Origin of the sequence: Amycolatopsis sp. CA-161197 (assembly GCF_050942255.1) — a bacterium.
Taxonomy (GTDB): Bacteria; Actinomycetota; Actinomycetes; order Mycobacteriales; family Pseudonocardiaceae; genus Amycolatopsis.
In genome coordinates this window covers 4,132,193-4,153,400 of record NZ_CP192059.1, presented here as the reverse complement: position 1 = coordinate 4,153,400, position 21,208 = coordinate 4,132,193, and the positions used below count along the sequence as shown (strand labels likewise).

Annotated in this window: 20 protein-coding genes and 1 pseudogene; 7 read left to right on the top strand and 14 right to left on the bottom strand. The window is 72.2% G+C overall.

Features of this window, described 5'->3' with window-relative positions; genetic code table 11:
• Window positions 1-18 precede the first annotated feature (18 nt).
• The 3 genes from ACQPXB_RS19860 to ACQPXB_RS19850 all read right to left on the bottom strand — a co-directional run bounded on the left by ACQPXB_RS19860 (window position 19) and on the right by ACQPXB_RS19850 (window position 3,516).
• A complete protein-coding gene (locus ACQPXB_RS19860) occupies window positions 19-873 on the bottom strand; it encodes a fumarylacetoacetate hydrolase family protein (RefSeq protein WP_432854304.1) in 855 nt (284 codons plus the stop codon).
• 1 nt (window position 874) lies between these two features.
• Window positions 875-1,807: a VOC family protein gene (locus ACQPXB_RS19855; protein ID WP_432854301.1), complete on the bottom strand. Its 933-nt coding sequence runs from the start codon at window positions 1,805-1,807 to the stop codon at window positions 875-877.
• Window positions 1,808-1,872: 65 nt separating this feature from the next.
• Entirely contained in the window at window positions 1,873-3,516 is a 1,644-nt protein-coding gene (locus ACQPXB_RS19850) for an FAD-dependent monooxygenase (protein ID WP_432854298.1), read from the bottom strand.
• Between the two features lie 129 nt (window positions 3,517-3,645).
• On the opposite strand from ACQPXB_RS19850, the gene ACQPXB_RS19845 reads away from it, so the two are divergent.
• Genes ACQPXB_RS19845 through ACQPXB_RS19835 form a run of 3 tightly spaced genes read left to right on the top strand, consistent with a single transcriptional unit; the run spans window position 3,646 to window position 7,117 of the window.
• Window positions 3,646-4,914, top strand: a complete 1,269-nt coding sequence (locus ACQPXB_RS19845; RefSeq protein WP_432854295.1) for an MFS transporter — start codon at window positions 3,646-3,648, stop codon at window positions 4,912-4,914.
• On the top strand, window positions 4,911-5,621 hold the full coding sequence (locus ACQPXB_RS19840; protein WP_386955243.1) for a class II aldolase/adducin family protein: 711 nt from the start codon (window positions 4,911-4,913) through the stop codon (window positions 5,619-5,621). The genes ACQPXB_RS19845 and ACQPXB_RS19840 overlap by 4 nt, the downstream gene beginning before the upstream one ends.
• Window positions 5,618-7,117, top strand: a complete 1,500-nt coding sequence (locus ACQPXB_RS19835; protein ID WP_432854292.1) for an aldehyde dehydrogenase family protein — start codon at window positions 5,618-5,620, stop codon at window positions 7,115-7,117. Before ACQPXB_RS19840 ends, ACQPXB_RS19835 begins: the two co-directional genes overlap by 4 nt.
• Window positions 7,118-7,176: 59 nt before the next feature.
• On the opposite strand, the gene ACQPXB_RS19830 is transcribed toward ACQPXB_RS19835, so the two are convergent.
• The 3 genes from ACQPXB_RS19830 to ACQPXB_RS19820 all read right to left on the bottom strand — a co-directional run bounded on the left by ACQPXB_RS19830 (window position 7,177) and on the right by ACQPXB_RS19820 (window position 9,294).
• Entirely contained in the window at window positions 7,177-7,458 is a 282-nt protein-coding gene (locus ACQPXB_RS19830; RefSeq protein WP_432854289.1) for a hypothetical protein, read from the bottom strand.
• A gap of 126 nt (window positions 7,459-7,584) precedes the next feature.
• Entirely contained in the window at window positions 7,585-8,067 is a 483-nt protein-coding gene (locus ACQPXB_RS19825; protein WP_366581699.1) for a hypothetical protein, read from the bottom strand.
• Between the two features lie 198 nt (window positions 8,068-8,265).
• Window positions 8,266-9,294: a hypothetical protein gene (locus tag ACQPXB_RS19820; protein WP_432854286.1), complete on the bottom strand. Its 1,029-nt coding sequence runs from the start codon at window positions 9,292-9,294 to the stop codon at window positions 8,266-8,268.
• Window positions 9,295-9,596: 302 nt separating this feature from the next.
• On the opposite strand from ACQPXB_RS19820, the gene ACQPXB_RS19815 reads away from it, so the two are divergent.
• The gene (locus ACQPXB_RS19815; protein ID WP_432854283.1) at window positions 9,597-12,458 is read left to right on the top strand and encodes a BTAD domain-containing putative transcriptional regulator; all 2,862 of its coding nucleotides are present in this window, start codon (window positions 9,597-9,599) and stop codon (window positions 12,456-12,458) included.
• Here the strand turns inward: ACQPXB_RS19815 and ACQPXB_RS19810 are convergent.
• From ACQPXB_RS19810 to ACQPXB_RS19785, 6 genes are all read right to left on the bottom strand, one after another.
• The gene (locus tag ACQPXB_RS19810) at window positions 12,439-13,242 is read right to left on the bottom strand and encodes a carbohydrate ABC transporter permease (RefSeq protein ID WP_432854281.1); all 804 of its coding nucleotides are present in this window, start codon (window positions 13,240-13,242) and stop codon (window positions 12,439-12,441) included. The genes ACQPXB_RS19815 and ACQPXB_RS19810 overlap by 20 nt on opposite strands.
• Window positions 13,242-14,057: a carbohydrate ABC transporter permease gene (locus ACQPXB_RS19805; protein WP_432854278.1), complete on the bottom strand. Its 816-nt coding sequence runs from the start codon at window positions 14,055-14,057 to the stop codon at window positions 13,242-13,244. The genes ACQPXB_RS19810 and ACQPXB_RS19805 overlap by 1 nt, the downstream gene beginning before the upstream one ends.
• Window positions 14,057-15,292 (bottom strand): extracellular solute-binding protein, encoded by a 1,236-nt coding sequence (locus ACQPXB_RS19800; protein WP_432854275.1) that lies wholly within the window; start codon window positions 15,290-15,292, stop codon window positions 14,057-14,059. Before ACQPXB_RS19800 ends, ACQPXB_RS19805 begins: the two co-directional genes overlap by 1 nt.
• Window positions 15,289-16,035, bottom strand: coding sequence for an amidohydrolase family protein (locus ACQPXB_RS19795; RefSeq protein WP_432854272.1), 747 nt, complete (start codon window positions 16,033-16,035; stop codon window positions 15,289-15,291). The genes ACQPXB_RS19800 and ACQPXB_RS19795 overlap by 4 nt, the downstream gene beginning before the upstream one ends.
• The gene (locus ACQPXB_RS19790; RefSeq protein WP_432854269.1) at window positions 16,032-16,760 is read right to left on the bottom strand and encodes a hypothetical protein; all 729 of its coding nucleotides are present in this window, start codon (window positions 16,758-16,760) and stop codon (window positions 16,032-16,034) included. The genes ACQPXB_RS19795 and ACQPXB_RS19790 overlap by 4 nt, the downstream gene beginning before the upstream one ends.
• Window positions 16,761-16,863: 103 nt before the next feature.
• Window positions 16,864-17,370, bottom strand: a complete 507-nt coding sequence (locus tag ACQPXB_RS19785) for a DUF6630 family protein (protein WP_432854266.1) — start codon at window positions 17,368-17,370, stop codon at window positions 16,864-16,866.
• Between ACQPXB_RS19785 and ACQPXB_RS19780 the strand changes: the two are divergent.
• The 3 genes and pseudogenes from ACQPXB_RS19780 to ACQPXB_RS19770 all read left to right on the top strand — a co-directional run.
• Window positions 17,278-18,606 (top strand): annotated as a pseudogene (locus ACQPXB_RS19780) (type III PLP-dependent enzyme); the annotation flags it as partial. The gene ACQPXB_RS19785 and the pseudogene ACQPXB_RS19780 overlap by 93 nt on opposite strands.
• 60 nt (window positions 18,607-18,666) lie before the next feature.
• On the top strand, window positions 18,667-19,059 hold the full coding sequence (gene speD, locus ACQPXB_RS19775) for an adenosylmethionine decarboxylase (protein WP_432856704.1): 393 nt from the start codon (window positions 18,667-18,669) through the stop codon (window positions 19,057-19,059).
• Window positions 19,056-19,889: a spermidine synthase gene (locus tag ACQPXB_RS19770; protein WP_432854263.1), complete on the top strand. Its 834-nt coding sequence runs from the start codon at window positions 19,056-19,058 to the stop codon at window positions 19,887-19,889. The genes speD and ACQPXB_RS19770 overlap by 4 nt, the downstream gene beginning before the upstream one ends.
• Before the next feature lie 57 nt (window positions 19,890-19,946).
• On the opposite strand, the gene ACQPXB_RS19765 is transcribed toward ACQPXB_RS19770, so the two are convergent.
• Window positions 19,947-20,168, bottom strand: coding sequence for a DUF2180 family protein (locus ACQPXB_RS19765; protein ID WP_366581688.1), 222 nt, complete (start codon window positions 20,166-20,168; stop codon window positions 19,947-19,949).
• A 143-nt stretch (window positions 20,169-20,311) separates the two neighbouring features.
• On the bottom strand, window positions 20,312-21,172 hold the full coding sequence (gene cynR / locus ACQPXB_RS19760) for a transcriptional regulator CynR (protein ID WP_432854260.1): 861 nt from the start codon (window positions 21,170-21,172) through the stop codon (window positions 20,312-20,314).
• Window positions 21,173-21,208 lie beyond the last annotated feature (36 nt).

Sequence of the window (21,208 nt, the reverse complement as noted above, 5' to 3'; positions counted from 1 at the left end):
CGGCTCAGCTGTCGGGTGTCAATTCCGCGCGGCCGCGGGGACCGGCACCTGCGCGACCTCCGCGCGCACGCGGTTGACCAGCTTCCCGACCCCGCCCACCTCGACGACGACCTCGTCGCCGTCGTGCAGGAACACCTGGGGGTCGCGGCGGTACCCGACCCCGCCGGGGGTGCCGGTGAGGATCAGGTCGCCGGGCAGCAGCTCGGTGAACTCCGAGACGGTGGCCACCAGCGTCGGGATGTCGAAGATGAGCTTCGAGGTGTCCGACGACTGCAGCGTCACCCCGTTCAGCACGGTCGACACCGGGGCGGCGGAGACGTCGGCCTCGTCCGGCGTGACCAGCTCGGGCCCGAGCGGCGTGGACCGGTCCCAGGCCTTGCCCTGCAGCCACTGGTGCGTCTTGTACTGGTAGTCGCGCATCGTCACGTCGTTCGCGACCGTGTAGCCGAGCACGTGCTCAAGCGCCGCTTCCCGGGAGATCCGGCGGCCTGCCTTGCCGATCACCACGACCAGCTCGGCTTCGTAGTCCACCTGCTGCGCTTCCGGCGGCAGCACGATGTCGTCGGAAGCGCCGACGAGGCTGCCGGCGAACTTCGTGAACAGGACCGGGTAGGTCGGCAGGTCGCGGCCGGTCTCCCCCACGTGCGCGTGGTAGTTGAGCCCGACGCAGAAGATCTTGTCCGGGTGCGGGACCACCGGCAGGAGCCGGACGTCGGCGAGGGCGACGGGGCCGCCCTCCGGACGCAGCGTCGCGAGGACGTCGGCCGGCGTGTCCCGGCCGAGCTCGGCGGGCCCGGCCAGCGCCTGGACGAGGTCGCCGTCGACCCGGCCGATCCGGCGCGTGCCGGCGTGTTCGAACGTCACGTACCGCATGTCAGTTTCCCTCCGAGGTCTTGCGCCACTTCGCGAGCTGCCCGCCCCACAGGTTCACGCTGGCGGGGACGGGTTCCCAGCGGCGCGGCGCGCCGTAGGTCACCCGGTCGTCGTGGAACTTCTCCATCTCCGCGGACAGCTCGATGTGGTGCCCCGCGGGGTCGTCGAAGAAGACGAACAGGTTGTTGCCGGGACCGTGCCGGCCCGGGCCCCAGGTGACGTCGACCCCCTCCTCGGTGAGCCGGTCGCACCAGGTCTTGAAGTCCTCCCACTCCGCGAGGTCGTAGGAGTAGTGGTCCAGCCCGGTGTCCGAAGGGGACGCCACGACCGCCAGCGTGTGGTGGTCGCGGTCGCTGCGCAGCCAGGCGAAGCGGCCGTCGGCGAGCTGGTCGGAGATCCGGAAACCGCACACGTCGGTGTAGAAGGCGACCTTGCGCGCGACGTCGCCGGTCGCCAGGGTGACGTGCTGGTACTTGACCGGGCGCCGGCCCGTGTCGGCGCCGTGCTCGCCCGCGCGGCGGACCGGACCGTGGAAGTGCGCGGTGAGGCCGTCGGGGTCGGTGGTCGCGAACCCGGCGGTGCCGGGCTCGGCCTCGTCGAGCAGATCGCCGTCGAGCGGGCGCACCGCGGCACCCGCCTCGCGCAGCCGCTTCTCCAGAGCGTCGAGGCCACCCTCGTCGCGCACCTCGAAGGCGATGTAATCGACGGCCGGCTCGCCCGGGCGCAGGTCGAGCACGTGGTGCCCGCTGCCCCAGCCCAGCCGTGCTCCGCCGTCGGGCAGTTCGCCGTGCGGGCGCAGGCCGAGGATGCGGCCGTAGAATTCGGCGGCGGCCGCGACGTCGGGCACGCACAGCCCGAGGTGCGACGTGGCGGTGCGCCGGAGGCTGCCCGCGGCGGCCCCCTCCGCGAACGTTGTCCTGGTCGGTGTGGTCATCTCGATTCCTCTCGTGGGCCGCCGGCACCGCAGCCGGGCCGGGGTGGTTCGAAGCGGCAGGTGGTTCATCCGGCCGCGGGCAGGGGCGCGCCGGCGGGCTCACGCGCGGTGGCGTGCAGCGCGGCCAGACCGGCCCCGGGGCCGCCGGCGGAAACCTCGGCGGAAACCTCGGCGGCTGACCAGGTGGCCGCCACGAAGCGGTCGGGCCGCAGCAGCACGACGCGTCCGAGGTAGGGCTCGGCTTCCCGGTCGAGGGCGCCGTCGAGGTCGACCAGCACCCGCACTCCCCCGGTCTCGCGGGGCAGCCGGTCGCCCCCGGGAACGAGCGCGACCACCGGTTCGAGCGGCCAGATCTGCGCCGCCGCGCCGGCGAGCACGGCCGCGGGCACGTCGACGCCGAGCAGGGCCCAGCCGGAGCCGAGCACGTCGTCGAACATCCGGGTGCGCCCGGTCCCGGTGTCGTACACCCGCGGCTGGCCGAACGGCACGCCGGCGGCCGGGCCGTTCGCCGGTGCGGGCACGACCAGCCCGTCGAGGTAGCGCAGAGCGGGCCGGTACCGCATCTCCTCGAAGTAGGCACGGCCTTCCGGTTCCCGCAGGATCCGCTCGACGACGCGGTCGCGCCGCTCGGCGAGACGAGCGTCGGTGGTCATGACGATCCGGCCCAGCCGCACCGAAAGCGCGACGGTGGCCCGCGAATGCGGACGGCGTTCGGCGTCGTAGGTGGCGAGCGCCGTCCCGTCGAGCCGCCCGGCCAGCACATCCGCGATCTTCCAGGTCAGGTTGGCCGCGTCCCGGATGCCGGAGTTCAGGCCCTGTCCGGCGAACGGCGGCATCATGTGCGCCGCGTCGCCCAGCAGGAACACCCGGCCGTGCGCGAACCGCTCGGCGACCAGGGCGTGGAACTTGTAGGCGACGCAGCGTTCGACCTGGTCGGCGGTGATCCGGCGGTGGGGGCGCAGCAGCCGGGCGATCAGCTCGAACGGCGGCCGGGCGCCCGCCTCGCCCTCGCCTTCGTGCAGGAGGAACTCGTAGCGGCACCGGCCGCCACGGCCGGGCACGATGACCGTGGGCCGCGCCGGATCGCCGTGGTGCATGCCGTAGCGCTCGTCGTGCGGGTCGCCGAGCACGTCCACGACCAGCCACACGTCGTCGAAACTCCGCCCCGACATCCGGACGCCCGACTGCTCCCGCACCGTCGAACGGCCGCCGTCGCAGCCCAGCACGTAGCGCGCGCGGAAGGTCTCGCCGTCCGCGGTGGCGAGGGTGACCCCGGCGGGGTCCTGGTCGAGCGAGACGACGTCGGTGCTCATCCGCAGCGTCACCTCGGCGCGGCCCCGCAGGTGCTCGGCGAGCTCGCGCTCCAGGTCGGGCTGGGCGAACGGGTTCTTGAACGGGTGCCCGAGCCGGTAGGGCCAGCCGGAGCGGGCCTGGAAGACGGCACGGCCCGCCGCGTCGTAGTACCGGGTGCCGGTGCCCGGCACGATGATCCGCTCGAGCCGAGTGCCCAGCCCCGCCGCCTGGAAGGTGCGCAGCGCCTCGTCGTCGATGCTGATCGCCTTGGGCTCGTCGCTCGTCGACGCGTTGCGCTCCAGCACCGTCACACCGACTCCGCGGGCGGCCAGGAGGGCGGCAGCCGTCATCCCCACGGGGCCCGCCCCGACGACCACCACGTCGGTCGTGATCGGTGTCTGCCAGGTCCGTGTCACCACGGGCCACCTCCGTCCGGTCTCGCTGTCGTCGAGATGACGGTAGCAGAGCTTGTCCTACAAACAAGGACTTGTGTCTCGAATTTAGGGACACTACTGTCCGAGGGACTCAGCGGAGAGGGGTTCGTGATGACAGAACCGAGACCCGGGGCCGCCGCGGCCGGCTCGTGGCAGGTGGTGGTGCTCGGCGCCCTGATCGTCGTGGCCGAGGGCTACGACCTGATCGTCTACGGCGCCCTGCTGCCGAAGCTCGTCGCCGAGCCGGGTTGGCACCTGACCAGCACGAGTGCGGGCTCGATCGGCAGCCTGGTGTACCTGGGCATGCTGGTGGGCGCCCTCGCCGGCGGCCCCGTCTGCGACCGGGTCGGGCGCCGGAACTTCGTCAACGCGTCCGTCGCGTGGTTCACGCTCTGGACCGCGGCGAGCGCGCTCGCCCAAGCGCCGTGGCAGCTCGGCGGCGCGCGGCTGCTCACCGGTGTCGGCATGGGGGCGGTGATCCCCGCCGCGGTCGCGCTGGTCAAGGAGTACAGCCCCGGCCGCCGCACCGGGCTCGTCGTCACCATCCTGATGGCGGGCATTCCCCTCGGCGGCACCGCCGCGTCCCTGCTCGGCATCGGCTTGCTGGGCACGCACGGCTGGCGGCTGATGTTCCTCGTCGGCGCGGCGATCTCACTGCTGATCCTGGTCTTGTCACTGGTGCGGCTGCCCGAATCGGCGGGCTTCGGGACCCGGCAGGACACCGTCGCCGCGCCACGGCCGTCCGCCGTCACCACGTTCGCCGCGCTGTTCCGCGAACGCCGCGCCCTGCTGACCGTGCTGTTCGCCGTGGCCACGTTCGCCAACATGCTCACCTGGTACGGGCTCAACACCTGGCTCACGACGCTGATGCGGGAGCTGCACTACCCGCTGGGCTCGGCGCTGACGTTTTCGTTGTGCCTCAACGCCGGAGCCATCGCCGGTTCGCTGGTGCTGGTGCTGGCCGCCCACCGCTGGGGACTGCGGGTCGTCGCCGCGGTCTGCGGTGCGCTGACGGCGGCGGGCATCCTCGTCTGCGCCGCGGGGCCGCAGCAGACCGGCACGTTGCTGGCGACGATCACGGTGATCGGGGCGAGCACGCAGACGGCGCTCACGCTGATCCTGGCGTCGGTCGCCGACTCGTACCCGACCCGGATGCGCGCGTCGGCCGTCGGCTGGGCCAACGGGACCGGCCGGGCCGGTGCGGTGCTCGCGCCCGCGCTCGGCGGCGCCATCCTCGCCGCCGGGCTCGCGCCGCGGGGCGTCTTCTTCGCCTTCGCCGCCAGTGCCCTGGTCGCCGCGCTGGTGATGGCGATGCTGGCCGCGCAGGGCCGGCGCACCGGCCCGGTCGTGGAGCCGGCACTCGCCGAGGCGCGGTCGTGAACCCCGCCGAAGCGGTGGTGCTCGCCCACCACGCGCTCGCCGCCGCGGGCCAGGGCGACCTCGTGTGGGGTCACGCGGCCCTGCGGGACCCGGCCGGGCGGGGCGTCTGGACGAAGGCGTCGGGCTGGGGGTTCGAGGAGATCACCCGCGACCGCGTGGTGCTGGTCTCGCCTCAGGGCGAAGTCCTCGACGGCACGGGAAAGCGGCACATCGAGTACCCCATCCACACGGAGATCCTGCGAGCCCGCCCCGACGTCGGCTGCGTTGTCCACACCCACCCGCGCGCGGCCACCGCCTTCGCGGCACTCGGCGTGCCGCTGCGCGCGCTCGACCACGACGGGGTCCTGTTCAGCGAGCCCGACGTGCCCCGGTTTTCCGGGACCGGCGGCCTGATCCGCAGCGCCGGGCTCGGCGAGGCGGTCGCCGGCGCGCTCGCGGACGCCAGGGCGCTCCTGCTCCCACGCCACGGCCTGGTCGCCGTCGGCGCCACCGTCGCCGAAGCCGTGATGCACGCGGTGCTGCTCGACCGGGCGTGCCGCACCCAGCTCACCGCGATGGCCGCGGGTGAGCTGCGGGGCTGGTCCGACGCCGCGGAGTGCGCGGCGAAACGGGCCGAGTGCTGGAACCCCACCCAGATCGAAGCCGGCTGGCAGTACTTGCTGCGCACGGCCGGCGCCACCGACGAACCCTTGGAGGAAACCCGATGACCGAGACCGTGGTCGCGCCCGCCGCGCGACGAGCCGAGGAGCTGACCGAGTCGACGCGCGCCCACGACTGGCGGCTGCTCGTCGGCGGCGAACTGGTGCCCGCACGTTCCGGTGCGACCTTCGCCAACCCGTCGCCCGTGACCGGCGAGGTCATCGCGACCGTGCCGGACGCGGACGCCGCCGACGTCGACGCGGCTGTGCGAGCGGCCCGAGCCGCTTTCCCGGCCTGGGCCGCCACGCCGTTGCCCGAACGCGTCGCCGTCGTCCGGGAGATCGCGAACCGGGTCCGCGCGCACGCGGACGAGCTGCGCGCCCTCGACACCTTGGACGGCGGCAACATCATCCGCCTCTCCCGCTCCGACGCCTTTGCGGGCGCGGCGATGCTGGACTTCTTCGCCGACTCGGCGCACGCCCTGACGGGCCAGACCATCCCGGCGTCGGAAGGCGCCGTGCACTACACGACGCTGCAGCCGATCGGCGTCGTCGCGCGGATCGTGCCCTACAACCACCCGATCATGTTCGCCGCGGGCAAGATCGCCGCGCCGCTGGTCGCGGGCAACTGCGTCCTGCTGAAGCCGCCGCACCAGGCGCCCCTGTCCGCGCTGCGGCTGGGTGAGCTCATCGCCGACCTCGTGCCGGCGGGCGTGGTGTCGATCCTGACCGGCGCCGGTCCCGCCACCGGCGACGCGATCGTGCGCAACCCCCACACGCGGCGCATCGCGTTCATCGGCAGCGCCGCGACCGGCCGCAAGATCCAGGAAGCCGCCGCGCAGACCGGTGTGAAGGACGTCAGCCTGGAACTCGGCGGCAAGAACGCCCTGATCGCCTTCCCCGACGCCGACCCGATCGCCGTCGCGGAGTCGGCCGTGCGCGGGATGAACTTCTCGTGGTCCGGCCAGTCGTGCGGCTCGACGTCCCGGCTCGTCGTGCACCACAGCCTGCGCGAGCGGGTCGTGGCCGAAATCGTCCGGCTGATCGGCGAACTGCGCATCGGCGACCCCTTCGACGAAGCCACGGACGTCGGCGCACTGGTGTCGCAGGAGCAGCACGCCAAGGTTCTGCGCTACCTGGACATCGCCCGCGCGGACGGCGCCACCGCGGTCGCCGGCGGCGCCCCGGCCGAAGGCGTCGGGAAGGCCCTGATCGTGCCACCCACGGTGTTCACCGGCGTCACCCCCGACATGCGGGTCGCCCAGGAGGAAGTGTTCGGCCCGCTGCTGTCCGTCCTCGAGTTCGACACCGAGGACGAAGCCGTGGCGATCGCCAACGGCGTCGAATACGGCCTCACCGCCGCCGTCTGGACCGACGACGTCCGCCGCGCCCACCGCGTCGCCGCCGCCGTGGAAGCCGGCTACGTCTGGATCAACGGCTCCTCCCGCCACTACGTCGGCACCCCCTTCGGCGGCTTCAAGTCCTCCGGCATCGGCCGCGAAGAGTGCGTCGAGGAACTCCTGAGCTTCACCGAAACCAAGGCGGTGCATGTCGTGTACCGGTGAGCAGCGGGGCCCTCGGAAGGACTGTGGCCGGCCCGTTCCCGGGCCGGCCACGTGTCAGTTCACTGCGCTCCCAACGCGCACGCACGCCGCGCGTCGGTGGCGGACACCTTGATGGCTTCCAACCCCACTTCACACAAGGCCGGGAACCCGTCGGCAGCGGTATTGCAAACGCTCGTCGACTTCGGACCGACGACGTACCCGGCGCCGGCCAGGTAGAGCTCACAGCTCAACGCCGTCCGCGGCACGGCCGGTGCGGCCGAGGCGGCCGTCGCACCCGCGGCACAAAGTGTGCCGGTCGCGAGCACCGCGATTCCGAGCTTTGCCAGCAGTGTTTTCGCCATATCCCTCTCCCCTGCGGATTGTGTCCACGCCAGGGCAACCAGCGGCGGCAAGAGATCTGTGCGGTTCGGCGAAAATGGTCATGGCCGTTCACCATTTCGCGGCGCGAATCGCCGCCCGGCCTCCGGTCAGCGGGTGAGGGCGGTGTAACCGGAAGCCAGCAAGGCGCCACTGTGGCTGCTGAACTTGTCCGACCGTGCCCGGAAGGTGTAATGCCCACTGACCCCGTTGACCTTCGGGGTCCAGCAGCGGCGCTGCGTCGGGGCGACGTGGCCGTTGCCGCCCGTTGCCGTGTTGTCGCACGTGACGTCACTGACCCATGAGCCGTCACGGTAGGTCTGGAGGTAGGCCTGGGCGTACTCGCTGGCCGTCATAGGACTGCTGTAGATCACGAACGCCCAGTACCGATACGCGCTGTCCCGGCAGAGTTCCACGGTGCCGACCCGCGTGCCGCCGGTCAGTGCCGACACGGGCGCGGTCGCGACGATCGTGCCGTATCCGTCATTGCTCTGACAGTCGGGCGCAGCCTGCGGCTGTGCCGATGCCGGCACCGCCAACCCGAGCACCGCCGCCCCCGCAATCCCCAACGTCGCGATGATCTTTCTGATCATGAGCCCTCCTTTTCTCACGGCCGACTCCGCGTGGTGCGGAAGTACCACGCCAGGATCGAACCTGGTAGCGATCCCGAAATTACCGACCAGTTCTACAAACCCACTACACGCGTTCTACAGCCAATTCCCGAAACAACTACACAAAAAACTGCGGGGCCCGAGAAAACTCCTCGGGCCCCGCAATTCATCCGGCCGCGATCAGCTGGGCACCACGAACAGGTGCGTCATCGCCGAGGTGTGGTTGGGTGTCGAGCCGTTGACTCCGGTTTGGTCGGTGAGGCCGGGGGCCGCGCCGCCGACGGTGCCGGGGTTGCCGCCCAGGTGGGTGGTCGTCACTTTGGCGCTGAGCTGTGTGCAGCCGGGGTTGACGGGCACCTTGGTGTAGAGCGGGATCGCAGCGTGGTTGACGCCCCGCACCACGGTTTCCTCGGTCTGGGCGACGGGTGCGCTCGCGCAGTTCGGGCCGCCGGAGGTGGTGACGGTGAGGGTGAAGCGGGCGGTGGAGTAGTGGATCTTGCTGTCCGGGGTCGGCTCGGGGCCGCGGTGGTACTCGACGTCCGCGATGACGGCGAGGTTCCGGTAGCCCGCGGGCATCGTCGCGTTGACGATCGGGGCGACGGTGCTCGTGGTGACGGGCAGGTTCCCGGCCGGCAGCGACCGCTGCATGGCCGTGCCGTTCACGTCGCCGCCGACGGCGGTCGAGGCGAACCGCAGGGTTCCCGCCACGGTCTCCTGGGCCACCGACGGCGAGGTCGACGCCGTCCGCAGGTACAGCGTGCAGTTCAGGGCGCCGGTCGTCGACGCAGTGACGAGGAACCGGTTGACGATCGTGATGTCGCGCAGCGCCGGGTTCGGGTTGGTGGCCGGGAGGACGTTCTCCCCCATCACGACGTTCGACGCGCCCGCGCCGGAGCACCGGATCTCGTTGTCGATGAGGTTCGCCTGGTCGGCGTTCCAGGCGCGCAGCTCCGAGTAGACGTAAGCGGTCGCGCCGGCGTCGAGCTGCGTGCTGATGGTGGCCAGCGGCACGACCTTCTGGGTCGGCTTCTCGGGCGGCTTCGCCTGCAGGTCGGGTGCGTGGGGAACGCCGGTGATGACCGTCGGGCCGAAGTCCTGGCTGGTCGCGGCGGGCGCGGCGACTGCCGGTGCGGCACCGAGCCCGGTCAGGGTCAGCGCCACGGCCACGACGGCGGCAGCGGACCGGGCCCGCTGTGCGCGGATTCTCATGCGTTCCTCCGAGGCCAAGGCCGTGGCCGTCCCGGTTGCTCGACACGGGCGGGTGGCGGACCGTCCCCCTCGTCGACGGCCCACCACCCGCACCGGAACCACTGGGTCACGAAGAGCCGACGCGAGGTGGCCGCGTTCGTGAGCCCGGAGGAATCTAGACAGCCGCCCCTACACAGCCCCTACACGTCGCCTACAGAGCAGCGCCGGAGGACGAGCGCTGCGGGTGCCTTCTCTGCTACGCTGCGTTGTCGTTTGCTCAGCTTGGGCGGGGAGCTGTGGGAAACACCGCGAGGTTCGGGATCTTGGGCCCGCTGTGCGTGACGAACGCCGGCCGGCCGTTGAAGTCCGCGGGGCCGCGGCAGCGGGCGCTGCTCGCCGCGCTGCTGGTGCGTACCCGTCAGCCGGTCGGTCTCACCGGTCTCGTCGAGGCGATGTGGGGCGAGTGTCCCCCGAACTCGGCCGTCGCGAACGTGCACACCTACGTGAGCCGCCTGCGGCGCGACCTCGCCGAGATCGGCCTTCGGGACCTGCTGGTCACCGACGGTGGCGGGTACCGGTTGCTCGTCGAGCCCGACCAGCTGGACAGCCACGTTTTCCAGGCGGCGGCCGAGGAAGCGCGCACGACGCTGGCCTCCGGCGACACCGTCAAGGCCGTGGCGGTGTGGGAGGACGCGTGGTCGGCGTGGCGCGGCGACCCGCTGGAAGACGTTCCCTGCGCCGGGTGGCTGGAAGCCGAGAAGGTGCGGCTGGAGCAGACGGCCGCCGCGGCCCGCGAAGACTTCGCCGACGCGCGCCTGGCAGTCGGCCAGTACAGCACCCTCATCCCCGAGCTGGCGGCGCTGGTGCGGCAGCTGCCGTTGCGGGAAGGCTTGTGGCAGCGGTTGATGCTCGCCCAGCACCGGGCGGGCCGGCGCGCCGAAGCCCTGGAGACGTACCACGCGCTGCGCGAGGTGCTCGTCGACGCGCTCGGCGTCGAGCCGTGCGGCCCGGTCCAGGAGCTGCACCAGGTGATCCTCAGCGGTGAGCCGGCCGAGGCCGACCACAGCGTGCGGCCGATGCAGCTGCCACCCGACATCGACGACTTCACCGGGCGGGCGGCCGAAACGGCCGAGCTGTGCGGCCTGCTGATCCGGCCGTCGAGGTCGGCGGTGGCCGCCATCACCGGCAAGGCGGGCGTCGGCAAGACCGCGCTGGCGATCCGGGTGGCGCACGAGGTCGGCGAGCACTTCGCCGGCGGTCAGCTCTACGTCCGGCTGGGCGGTGCCGGATCGGCGCCGCAGGAACCCGCGACGGTGCTCGCGAACCTGCTCGTCGCGTTCGGCGTGCACCCCCACGCGGTGCCGGAGGACTTCGAGGCCCGCGCCGCGCTGTACCGGTCCCAGCTGGCCGCGCGGCCGGTGCTGATCGTGCTCGACGACGTCACGAGCATGGCCCAGGTCCGCCCCCTGCTCCCGGGTTCGGCCGGGTCCGCCGTGCTCGTCACGAGCCGCGTGCAGCTGGTGGGCGCGCGGACGGTGCACCTCGACGTGCTCGGCCCCCAGGACTCGGTGCGGCTGCTGTCGTCGATCGCCGGCCCGGCGCGCATGAGCGCGGAGCCGGACGCCACGGCCGCGGTGGCGCGCTACTGCGGCAACCTCCCGCTGGCCCTGCGCATCGCCGCGTCCCGGCTGGCCCGCCGCGGCCAGTGGACGGTCGGACGGCTGGCGGACCGTTTGGCCGACGAGGGCACCCGGCTCAACGAGCTGCGCATCGACGACCTCGAAGCGCGCGCCAGCCTGGCGTGGAGCTACGAGGGGCTGGACGAGGTGCAGCAGCGGGCCTTCCGGCTGCTGGGCCTGCTCGACGTGCCCGACTTCCCCGCCTGGGTGGTCGCCGCGCTGCTGGAGGTGGACCTGTCGGCCGCCGAAGACATCATCGACGGCCTCGCCGACGTCCATCTGGTCGAGCTCGCCGGCACCGACCCGGCCGGTCAGGGCCGCTACCGCTTCCACGACCTGCTGCGGGTGTTCGCCCGCGAACGCGCCAACGCCGTCGAGTCGCCCGCCGACCGGACCGCCGCGCTGCGCCGGGCGTTCGGCGCCTGGCTGGACCGGGCGGTGCGCGCGGAGGCGGGTCTGCCGTGCCGGTTCCTCAAGGTTCAGCTCACGTCCGGGCGACCGCCGACGGCCGAGGAGCAACCGGCCGATCCCCTCGTGTGGCTGGACGCCGAGCGGGAAGCGCTCGTCGCCGTGGTCGACCAGGCCCTCGCGCTGGAGATGACGGCCCTGGCGTGCGACCTCGCCTGCGCGCTGACCACCTTGTTCGACCTGCGCAGCCACTACGACCTGTGGCGGCACACCCACGAGCTCGCGCTGGCGGCGGCCGTGGCCACCGGGGCGCGGCGCAGCCGGGCGATCCTGCACCAGGGCCTCGGCGCGCTGGCGTTCTACCGGGACCGCTACGGCGAGGCGAGCGAGCACTTCGAGCAGGCAAGGGGAATCTTCGCCGAGATCGGCGAGATCCGGGGCCACGCCTACTCGAACCTCGGCCTCGGCAGCGTGCACCTCTACCACGGCAAGCACGACGAGGCGGCGGCCGAGCTGGGGCAGGCGCGGGCCGCCTTCGGCCGGTGCGCGGACGCCAGTGGCGAGGCCTTCGCCCTGCAGGCGCTGAGCATCGTCCACCGCAACCGCGGAAACCTCGAGGCGGCCGCCGAGTGCCTCGACCGCGCGCTGACGACCTTCCGCGGCCTGGGCAGCCGCTACGGCCAGGCGTGCACGTTGTTCAGCCTCGGGCTGCACCACCAGGCCCGGGGCGACCGCGAGCCGACCGAGCGCGCGCTGGTCGAAGCCGTCGAGCTGTTCCGCGCGGCCTCCTGCCCGCGGGACGAAGCGCTGGCCCTGCACGTGCTCGCCGCCACCTGCGCCGCACACGGCGACGCGGACCGGGCGTCGCAGCTCATGGCTCAGTCGCTGACGGTGTTCTCGCCCGAGGACGAGAGTGTCGGCAAGGCCTGTTCCCTGTACAGCCTCGGCTGGGTGGCGCACCGCAACCAGCGCCTCGACGAGGCCGCCGCCTGCTTCGACGAGGCCTCGCGCCTGTTCGAACGGCTCAGCATGCCGCTGCACAACGCCCGCGCCCTCTCCGCGCTGAACGACCTCGGGCTCAGCCTCCCGGGCCGGTGAAGCTGATCGTCTTCGTCAGGTGCCGCTGCAGCACCACGAAGACGAGCAGGCACGGCAGCCCGGTGATCGTGGCGGCGGACATCAGCTCGCCGGCGGTCGGGTTCCCGGACTCCAAAGTGGACAGCCCGACCGTCAGGGTGCGCATCGCGTCGGAGTGCCCGACGACCAGCGGCCACAGGAAGTCGTTCCAGTGCCACAGGAACACGAACACGGCGAGCGTGGCCAGCACCGGACGGCACAACGGCAGCACGATGCTCAGGTACACCCGCCAGTCGCCGGCGCCGTCGACCCGCGCGGCGTCGAAGACCTCGTCGGGCAGGGCCCGGATGAACTGCCGCAGCAACAGCACGGCCTGGGCGTTGGCCAGCGTCGGGACGATCAGGCCCCAGTAGGTGTCGGACCAGCCGAGCTGGGCGATCACCACCAGCGACGGCATCAGCAGCGCCTGGAACGGCACCATCATCGTCGACAGCATCGACCACAGCAGCACTTCGCGGCCGGCGAACCGCTTCCTGGCGAACACGTACGCGGCCATCGACGACGAGAGCAGCACGGCCACCACGGACACCACCGAGTAGACGACCGTGGTGAGCGTCCAGCGCAGGAAGCTCTCGGTCGAGAGCACCTCGGCGAGGTTGTCGAGGGTGAGCGAGGTGGGCAGCCGGTACGGGATCGTCGGCGCGTTGCCCGGGGAAAGGGCGACGACCAGCATCACCACGAAGGGGCCGATCGCCACCAGCGAGGACAGGGTCAGCAGGACGACCGGCCAGATTCCGTGGCGCATCACGGGTTCCGCTCGAAGGCCCGGCGCTGGGTGAGCGACACCAGCAGCACAATCGCCCACAGCGCCACCCCGATCGCGGCGGCGGCGCCGACGTCGAAGTACCGGAACCCGTAGTCGTACACCGCGTACGCGAGCGTGTAGCTGGCCCGCACCGGGCCACCGCCCGTCATCACGTACACGGTGTCGAACACCTGGAAGGCGGCCATGGTCTCCACCACGACGACGAAGAACACCGCCGGCCGCAGCGCGGGCAGCAGGACGTGGCGGAAGCGTTGCCACGCACTGGCGCCGTCCACCTTCGCCGCCTCCAGGCAGTCGGCGGGGACGTTCCGGATGCCCGCGAACAGCACCAGCATCGCGTACCCGAAGCCTTTCCAGACGCCGACCACGGCCAGCGTGGGCAGGACCAGCGCCGGGTGCTGCAGGAACCCGGTGGGTTCGAGGACCCAGCGCCAGACGACGCCGCTCAGCACCAAGCTGGTGGCGTACGGCGCGAACAGCGCCGCGCGGAACAGGCCGCGGCCCCACGGCACGGCGTGCAGCAGGACCGCGGTGCCCAGCGCCACCACGACGGTGAGCGGCACGTAGACGGCGACGTAGCCGAGCGTGGTGCGCAGGCTGCCCAGGAAGATCTCGTCGTGGGCGAGGCTGACGAAGTTCGCCGCGCCCACGAACCGCGAGCCGCCGCCCGGGTGGTAGTCGGACACGCTCAAGCCCACCGCGCCCAGCATCGGCAGGAACCGGAACAGGGCGAACAGCACCAGCACGGGGAGCAGGAAGACGAGCACCGTCAAGGACTCCCGCCATCGCGCCATCACCCGCTGCCGAGCAACGCGTCGACCTCCTCGGCGGCGTCGGCGAGCGCCGCCTCCGGGGTCTTCTCGCCGAGCAACGCGGCCTGCAGGTGGGGTGCGAGCAGGCCCATCACCTTGCGGGCCTGGGGATGGGCGTCGCCGGCCGAGGCGAACGGCAATGCCCGGGCGAAGCTCCGGTGCACGTCGTCGCCCGCCGGTGGCGACGCGTCGGGCCAGGGCGGGAAGAAGCCGGAGTCGGCGCAGAGCTCGCCGACCAGCTCCGGGGACGTCAGGTAGGCGAGCAGTTCCCGTGCCTCGGCCGGCTTCTTCGTGCCGCGCAGCAACGACACCGCGCCGGGCGTCCCGAACGTCACCTCGCTGCGGTCCCGCAGTGGTGCGCCGACGACGGTGTTCTGCGCGCCGATCGCGGCAATGACGTTGCGGGCCGCGGCCTCGGTCATGGCGGGCGACATCGCGGCCCGGCCCGTGGCCACGGCGTCTTCGGCCACGCCGCTGCGCTTGGTCGCCACGTCGTCCGGCAGGCCGTGCACGGCTTCGAGGCCGACCAGGAACTTCAGCGCCGACACGCCCTGCGCCCCCGCGAACGCGCTTTTCGTGCCGTCTGCGGTGAACACGTGGCCGCCGGCCTGCCACAGCAGCGGGTAGAAGGTGAGGTTCAGCGGCTCCTCGGTGGAACCCGAGTAGTCGACGATCGGGACGCCGCGCGCGGCGAGCTTCGGCGCGTCCGCCTCGACCTCGTCCCACGTCCGCGGGAGCCGGGTGATTCCGGCGTCCGCGAACAGCTTCCGGTTGTAGACGGTGGTCGTCACGGTCCGGTACAGCGGCACGCCGTAGGACTGCCCGGCCACCCGCAGCGCGTCGAGCACCGGCGGCGAGTACGCACGTTCGCTGCCGGCGAGCACGTCGTCGACCGGTTGCAGCGTCTTCTCGGCGACGTACTGGGGAATCATGTCCGACTGCAGCAGGACGACGTCCGGGCCGTCGCCCGCCATGAGCGCGGCGCCGAGCTTCTCCTCCCGGCCCGCCCAGGGCTCCAGTTCGATGTCGAGGTCGACGCCGCACTCGCGTTCGAAGCCGCTCTCGACCTTCTGCCAGAAGGCCCGGCTCTGCGCCTGATCGTCGATGACCGGGTTCATCCACAACGTCACCGCGTCGCCGCTGTCCCCGCCGCACGCCGCGAGGGAAGCGGCGGTCAGCACGAGCACCGCGGCGGCTTTGGTGGAGCCGGGTCTCATGCGGCCGGGTCCGTCCCGGCCTCGAGGCCGAAGAGGCGGGCGGCGTTGCGCCCCATCACGTGCTCGTACTCGTCGTCGGTGAGGTCGGCCTCCAGCACCACGCCCATCGCGATGGCGGGATCGACCAGGGTGCTGTCGGTGCCGAACAGCATCTGCCCGAGCGGAACGCGGTCCAGCGCGTAGCGGAACCGGCCGCGGTCGGTGATCGAGCAGCACGGCTCGAGGTAGAGCCGGTCGCTGCGGCGGGCCGCCTCGACGGCCGTGCGCCACGCCGGGCCGCCCATGTGCCCGGCGATCACGCGCAGGTCCGGGTACCGCTCCAGCACGTCGACCAGTCCCAGCACCGTCTCGTCCCACGTGTGGACCAGCACCGGCAGCCCGGCCTCGGCGGCCAGCCCCAGCGCGTCGCGGACCGCCGGCGACATCAGCGGCCGGCCCGGGTAGGTCGTGTGCACCTTGACCCCGACGAACCTTCCCGTGGGCCGGTACTTCTCCAGCTCTCGTGCCGCGGCGGCGAGGTCGTTGGGGTTCACCACGACGTAGCCGAGCAGGCGCGGCTGCGTTTCGAGGACCTCCGCCAGCCGCCGGTTGCCGGAGACCATGTCGTAGGTGACCGCCTCCGACGCCGAGACGACCTGCCGGTCGATGCCGTAGCGGTCCATCAACGCGAGGTTCAGCTCGACGCTCCCCACTTCCGTGCTGAAGAACCAGGGCCCGGTGTGGCCGTGGACATCGATGATCATGCCGGGTCCACCAGCCACGCCGCAGCGGTGCCGCCCGCCACCTGCCGCCATTCCCGGTCGTCGAGCGCGGCCGTGCGCAGCCGCAGCGCCGAGGGCAGGACGTCGTGCAGCGGAGCGCGCGACCCGTAGGCCAGGTGGTGCGCGCCCACCTCCCCCGCGATCCGCTCGATGGAGTCGGGGCCGCACAGCATCCGCGTCGAGGCCACGAACCCCGGCTCGCGGCGGGCGAGCACCACGAAGTCGGCCACTCGGTAGGCGTGTACATCGAGGAAACACACGCGCGCGCCGCGGCCGGCGAACGGCCGCCAGAAGCTGCTGAGGTCCCCGCTCGTCAGGAGCACCATCCCGTGGCCGACCGCGACATCCACGAGGTGCGCCAGCCCCGGCGAGTCCGCCTCGACCCACTGCTCCGGCGGGAAGAGCCGCAGCAGCCGCACCCCGGACTCGACGAGCCGCTCGATCTCGGCCTCCGCGGTCAGCGCGTCGCGCACGTCGACGGCGCCGACCGGGACGAACTCCGCTCGTTCCCGGGCCTTGCGCATCTCGTCGTTGCCGGTGCAGGCGTCGAACAACGCGCCCCGCAACGAACAGACGAGGCCGCGCCGGATCCGGTGTTTCTTGTGGAGCGCGGTCACGGTCTCCAGCGACGCGTCGAGCCGGCGGCTCGGCACCACGCCGAACAGCACGTCGACATCGAGGTCGATCTCCTGCCGTTCGACGGGCACCGGGGGTAAGGGCGATCGGTTCAAGCTTGCTCCCCGTCCGTTGCGGATGGGGGCAGCCTCCTGCGTGGTGCTACAAGATCACTACACACGGGTGCCCGGTCGGCTAGCGCCCGTACACCGCGGCGGTGAAACCGGCCTCGGCCGCGAGCGTGCCGAGGCCGGCGGCGTGGGTGGCCGGCAGGAGGACGAGGGGGTAGCAGTCCGACTCGATGTCGAGGACCGCGAGGGCCGTGCCGGTGGTGAGGAGCTGCTTTCCGGCCGCTTCGAGGAATTCGTAGGTGGGCAGGTCGAGCTCGGCGAGGGCCTTCCAGAGCTCGTCGGCCGCCGGCGCGGAGCGCAGGGCGAGCAGCCGCCCGGCGATCTCGTCGGGGGCTTCCTTCCAGTCGACCTCGGCGAGCAGGCCGTGGTCGGTGAGGGCGTCGACCAGGGCGATCCACGGCAGGAGCTCGAACGGTTCGTCGATGCCGCGCTCGTCGAGGCGCTCGGCGTGGTCCCGGACGTAGGCGTCGGGGTCGTCGTGGGCGGCCAGCGCTCGCTCGGCCACCTGCGGGGCGTTCGGTGCCAGCAGGGTGGCGACCTCGGCGAGGGCGGCACGGGTCGGGGTGGTCATCGACGTCCTCCGCGGGGCCGGGTGGTTCAACGCCAGGATGATCGCACCCCGGAGTGGCCGGGCGTCGCCTCGCCCGGGGTGTCGGCCGCGCAGGGCACGGCGACGGCACGTGTGAGACCCGCCGAATCCGGCCCGGCACCAGCGGAAACACCCCTATACTCGGCGCCTGTGATCGACGTCCGACCGCCGGCGCCGGAACGAGCTCGGGCGTTCCTGGACGACCGGAGACCCCCGACTCCCTGCCTCGTGATCGACCTCGACGCGGTGCGGGACAACCACGACCGGCTGCGCGAGGCGCTGCCCGAAGCGCGGATGTACTACGCGGTGAAGGCGAACCCGGCGCCGGAGGTCGTGCGGTTGCTCGTCCGGGCCGGCGCGGGGTTCGACGTCGCCGGCCGCGAGGAGATCGAGCTCTGCCTCGCGCAGGGCGCCCGGCCCGAGCTGATCTCGTACGGCAACACCGTGAAGAAGGCGCGGGACATCGCGTTCGCGTTCCGGGCCGGGGTTCGCCGGTTCACCTTCGACAGCACCGAAGACCTCGGCAACCTGGCCGAGCACGCGCCCGGGTCGACGGTGTCGTGCCGCGTGCTCGTGGACAGCTCGGGCTCGCAGACGCCGTTCGGCCGGAAGTTCGGCTGTGCGCCGGAGATGGCGGCAGACCTGCTCACGCGCGCGGCCGCCCTCGGGCTGGACCCGGAAGGCGTCGCGTTCCACGTCGGCTCCCAGCACCTCGACCCGCGGGCGTGGGACGCCGGGATCGCCACCGCCGCGAGGGTCACCCGCGAGGTGGCGGCGCATGGCATCGCGTTGCGCGGCTTGAACATCGGCGGCGGGCTGCCGGGCCGGTACACCGCCACTCCCCCGCCGCTCGCCGACTACGCGGCGGCCATCCGCGCGTCGATCGCACGGCACTTCCCCGTGGCGCCGGACCTCGCGTTCGAGCCCGGGCGGGCGGTGGTGGCCGACGCCGGGCTGATCCGCAGCGAGGTCGTGCTGGTGTCGCGCAAGTCCGCGGCCGACGAGAAGCGCTGGGTGTACCTGGACATCGGCCGGTACGGCGGGCTGGCCGAGACCGAGAACGAGGCCATCGCCTACCGCCTGGAGACCGCGCACGACGGAACTCCCGACGGCCCGGTCGTCGTCGCCGGCCCCACGTGCGACGGCGACGACGTGCTCTACCTCCGCACTCCGTACCGCCTGCCGCTCGGGTTGGCGGCCGGGGACCACGTCGACATCCTGAGCGCGGGTGCGTACACGCAGAGCTACTCTTCGGTGTCGTTCAACGGGTTCCCGCCGTTGAAGACGTACTTCCTCGGCGGAGAACCGGACGAGATCGGCGAGTTCGCCGGCCGGCACGTGCTCGCGGAGTTCTCCGGAGTGGCGGCCGGGCTGCTCGACGACGTCGAGTTCCTGTGCGAGAGCTTGGAACGCGCGCTGCGCAAGGCGGGCGCGACCGTGCGCGAGGTGACGTCCACGCGCTTCGCCCCGCAGGGCGTGACCGTGGTCGCGCTGCTGTCGGAGTCGCACGCGTCGATCCACTCCTACCCCGAGCGCGGGTCGGTGTTCGTCGACGTGTTCACGTGCGGTCGCCGCGCGGACCCCGAACTGGCCGTGCAGCTGCTGCAGGACATGCTCGGCGCGACGGCGGCCCGGACCAGCACCATCCACAGAGGACAGGACACCCGGTGAACATCACGGAACCGATCGGCGCCGGCCTGACGCGGATCTGGCAGGTCTCGGACGTGCTCGTCGACACCCGCACCGACTACCAGCACCTGGTGATCGGCAAGACCGCCCAGGGCATCTCGCTGTTCTGCGACGACGAGCGGCAGAGCACCGAGCTGAGCCAGCTCGTCTACCACGAGGCCCTGCTCGTGCCCGCGCTGCTGCTGGCCGCCGAGGTGAACCGCGTGCTGGTCGTCGGGTCCAGCGAAGGCGTGGTGTGTCAGCTGGCGGTGCGGGCGGGCGCGTCGGTCGTCGACCACGTGGACATCGACGCCCGAGCGGTGCGGCTGTGCGCGGAGCACCTGCCCTACGGCTACTCGGCTGAGGAACTGTCCACCGCCGAGCGCGGCGACGGCGCGATCCGCGTGCACTACGCCGACGGCTGGGAGTTCGTCCGCACCGCCACCGCGAAGTACGACATCGTGGTGGTCGACCTGCCCGACGAACAGGACAGCACCGACGCACAGCACAACCGCTTGTACGGCACCGATTTCCTGCGCCTGTGCCGGAACCTGCTCACGCCCGGCGGGGTCGTCGCGTACCAGGGCGGCTGCCCGACGCTGTGGCGCAACGCGACCCTGGTGAAGTGCTGGCGGCGGTTCACGGAGACGTTCGCCGCACCCGTGTACTTCGGCTCGGACGAACACGAGTGGGCGTTCCTCTTCGGCACCCGACTCGACGCGCCGGTGGACACCATGGTGCGCCGCTGGCCGACCCTGCCGTACCGCCCGCAGACGATCGACGAGCTCACCCTGCGCGGAGCCACGGTGCCACCGCTCGGTCTCCGCCGCTGATCGGCTGGTGCTCCCCCGCTCGCGCAAGGAGGCGCCGGGCGAGTCCGAAGGTCCAGATCAGACCTGCGCGAGCTTCCGTTTCGAAGCAACCACCTGCGGAGCACCGCATCGCGCGCACATCACGGCGCGCCGGGCGCGTTTGGCGACCAGTACGCCGGGCGCCGCGGCCTCGAACTCCTGCACCACGGCGTGCGACTTGCACGTGGCGCCTCCACAGTGGACGCAGCAGCCGATCGCCGGGGTGGTCGTGTCGGTTTCGGTGCAGTCGATACAGATCACAGCAGGTTCTCCTGTCCAGAGTGGTGCCACGGGGTCACCCGGCCGGCATCGGGGTGCCGGGGCGGAGGTTCACTTCCGTGGTGAGGTGCCTTCAGCCTCGCGGCTGAATTTGATTCAGTCAAGAAAAGGCGAGTTGTCCTCCGTCACAGCAGGTTCGCGACGACGTCGGGCAGCAGGCGGAGGAACGCGCCCATCGCGGCGCTCTCGTAGGCGCCGGCGCGGCGGAGCAGGACGACCGTGCGCGGGGGAAAGCCGGGGTCGAGCGGGATCGCCGTGAGGTCGGGGTGGTCGTGGGCCAGGACGTCGGGCAGGACGGTCGCGACGGGGCTGCGCCGCACGATTTCCAGCAGCGCCTGGATCGAGTGGGCTTCCACGGTGATCCGGGGATTGACGCCGTGCCGCGCGAAGTACGCGTCGATGTGGGTGCGGGTGACGAAGTCGCGGGTGAGCAGCGCGAGTTCCGGATCTTCGAGCGAAGCGGCCGCGCGGCCGCGGACGAGGCTCAGCGTCTCCTCGAACAGCGCCGTGGCACTGATGCCCGGCGTGACGCTGTCGCCGAACCCGATGCCGGCGTCGAGGTCGTCGGCGAGCAGGCGGGCCTCGATCTCGTCCTGCGCGCGCTCCTCGATCGTGAGGGTCACGCCCGGGTGGCGGGTGCGCAGTTCGGCTGCCAGCGGGCCGACGAGGTAGGTGGTGAACGTCGGCGTCGTCGCCAGGCGCAGGTGGCCGCGGGAGAGGTCCTGCACGTCGTGCACGGCGCGTTCACCGGAGGCCAGGTCGCGCAGGGCTTCCCGGACGTGGCGCACGTAGGCCTCGCCGGCGTCGGTGGGCCGCACCGCGCGGCCCGTGCGGTCCAGCAGCTGCACGCCCAGCGCGCGTTCGAGCTGTTTGATCTGCTGCGACAACGTCGGTTGCGAGACGTGCAGTTCCTCGGCGGCACGGGTGAAACTGCCGCACTCGACGACAGCGAGCAGGTAGCGAAGGTGCCGCAGTTCCGGTGCCATGAACCCCACTATAGGCGGCAGCAATAGGGATCATCC

Bases quoted from the DNA above. Each gene is read 5' to 3' on its own strand.
- ACQPXB_RS19860 (WP_432854304.1), bottom strand. From the start codon at position 873: ATGCGGTACGTGACGTTCGAACACGCCGGCACGCGCCGGATCGGCCGG.
- ACQPXB_RS19855 (WP_432854301.1), bottom strand. From the start codon at position 1,807: ATGACCACACCGACCAGGACAACGTTCGCGGAGGGGGCCGCCGCGGGC.
- ACQPXB_RS19845 (WP_432854295.1), top strand. From the start codon at position 3,646: ATGACAGAACCGAGACCCGGGGCCGCCGCGGCCGGCTCGTGGCAGGTG.
- ACQPXB_RS19835 (WP_432854292.1), top strand. From the start codon at position 5,618: ATGACCGAGACCGTGGTCGCGCCCGCCGCGCGACGAGCCGAGGAGCTG.
- ACQPXB_RS19830 (WP_432854289.1), bottom strand. From the start codon at position 7,458: ATGGCGAAAACACTGCTGGCAAAGCTCGGAATCGCGGTGCTCGCGACC.
- ACQPXB_RS19825 (WP_366581699.1), bottom strand. From the start codon at position 8,067: ATGATCAGAAAGATCATCGCGACGTTGGGGATTGCGGGGGCGGCGGTG.
- ACQPXB_RS19820 (WP_432854286.1), bottom strand. From the start codon at position 9,294: ATGAGAATCCGCGCACAGCGGGCCCGGTCCGCTGCCGCCGTCGTGGCC.
- ACQPXB_RS19810 (WP_432854281.1), bottom strand. From the start codon at position 13,242: ATGCGCCACGGAATCTGGCCGGTCGTCCTGCTGACCCTGTCCTCGCTG.
- ACQPXB_RS19805 (WP_432854278.1), bottom strand. From the start codon at position 14,057: ATGGCGCGATGGCGGGAGTCCTTGACGGTGCTCGTCTTCCTGCTCCCC.
- ACQPXB_RS19800 (WP_432854275.1), bottom strand. From the start codon at position 15,292: ATGAGACCCGGCTCCACCAAAGCCGCCGCGGTGCTCGTGCTGACCGCC.
- ACQPXB_RS19795 (WP_432854272.1), bottom strand. From the start codon at position 16,035: ATGATCATCGATGTCCACGGCCACACCGGGCCCTGGTTCTTCAGCACG.
- ACQPXB_RS19785 (WP_432854266.1), bottom strand. From the start codon at position 17,370: ATGACCACCCCGACCCGTGCCGCCCTCGCCGAGGTCGCCACCCTGCTG.
- cynR (WP_432854260.1), bottom strand. From the start codon at position 21,172: ATGGCACCGGAACTGCGGCACCTTCGCTACCTGCTCGCTGTCGTCGAG.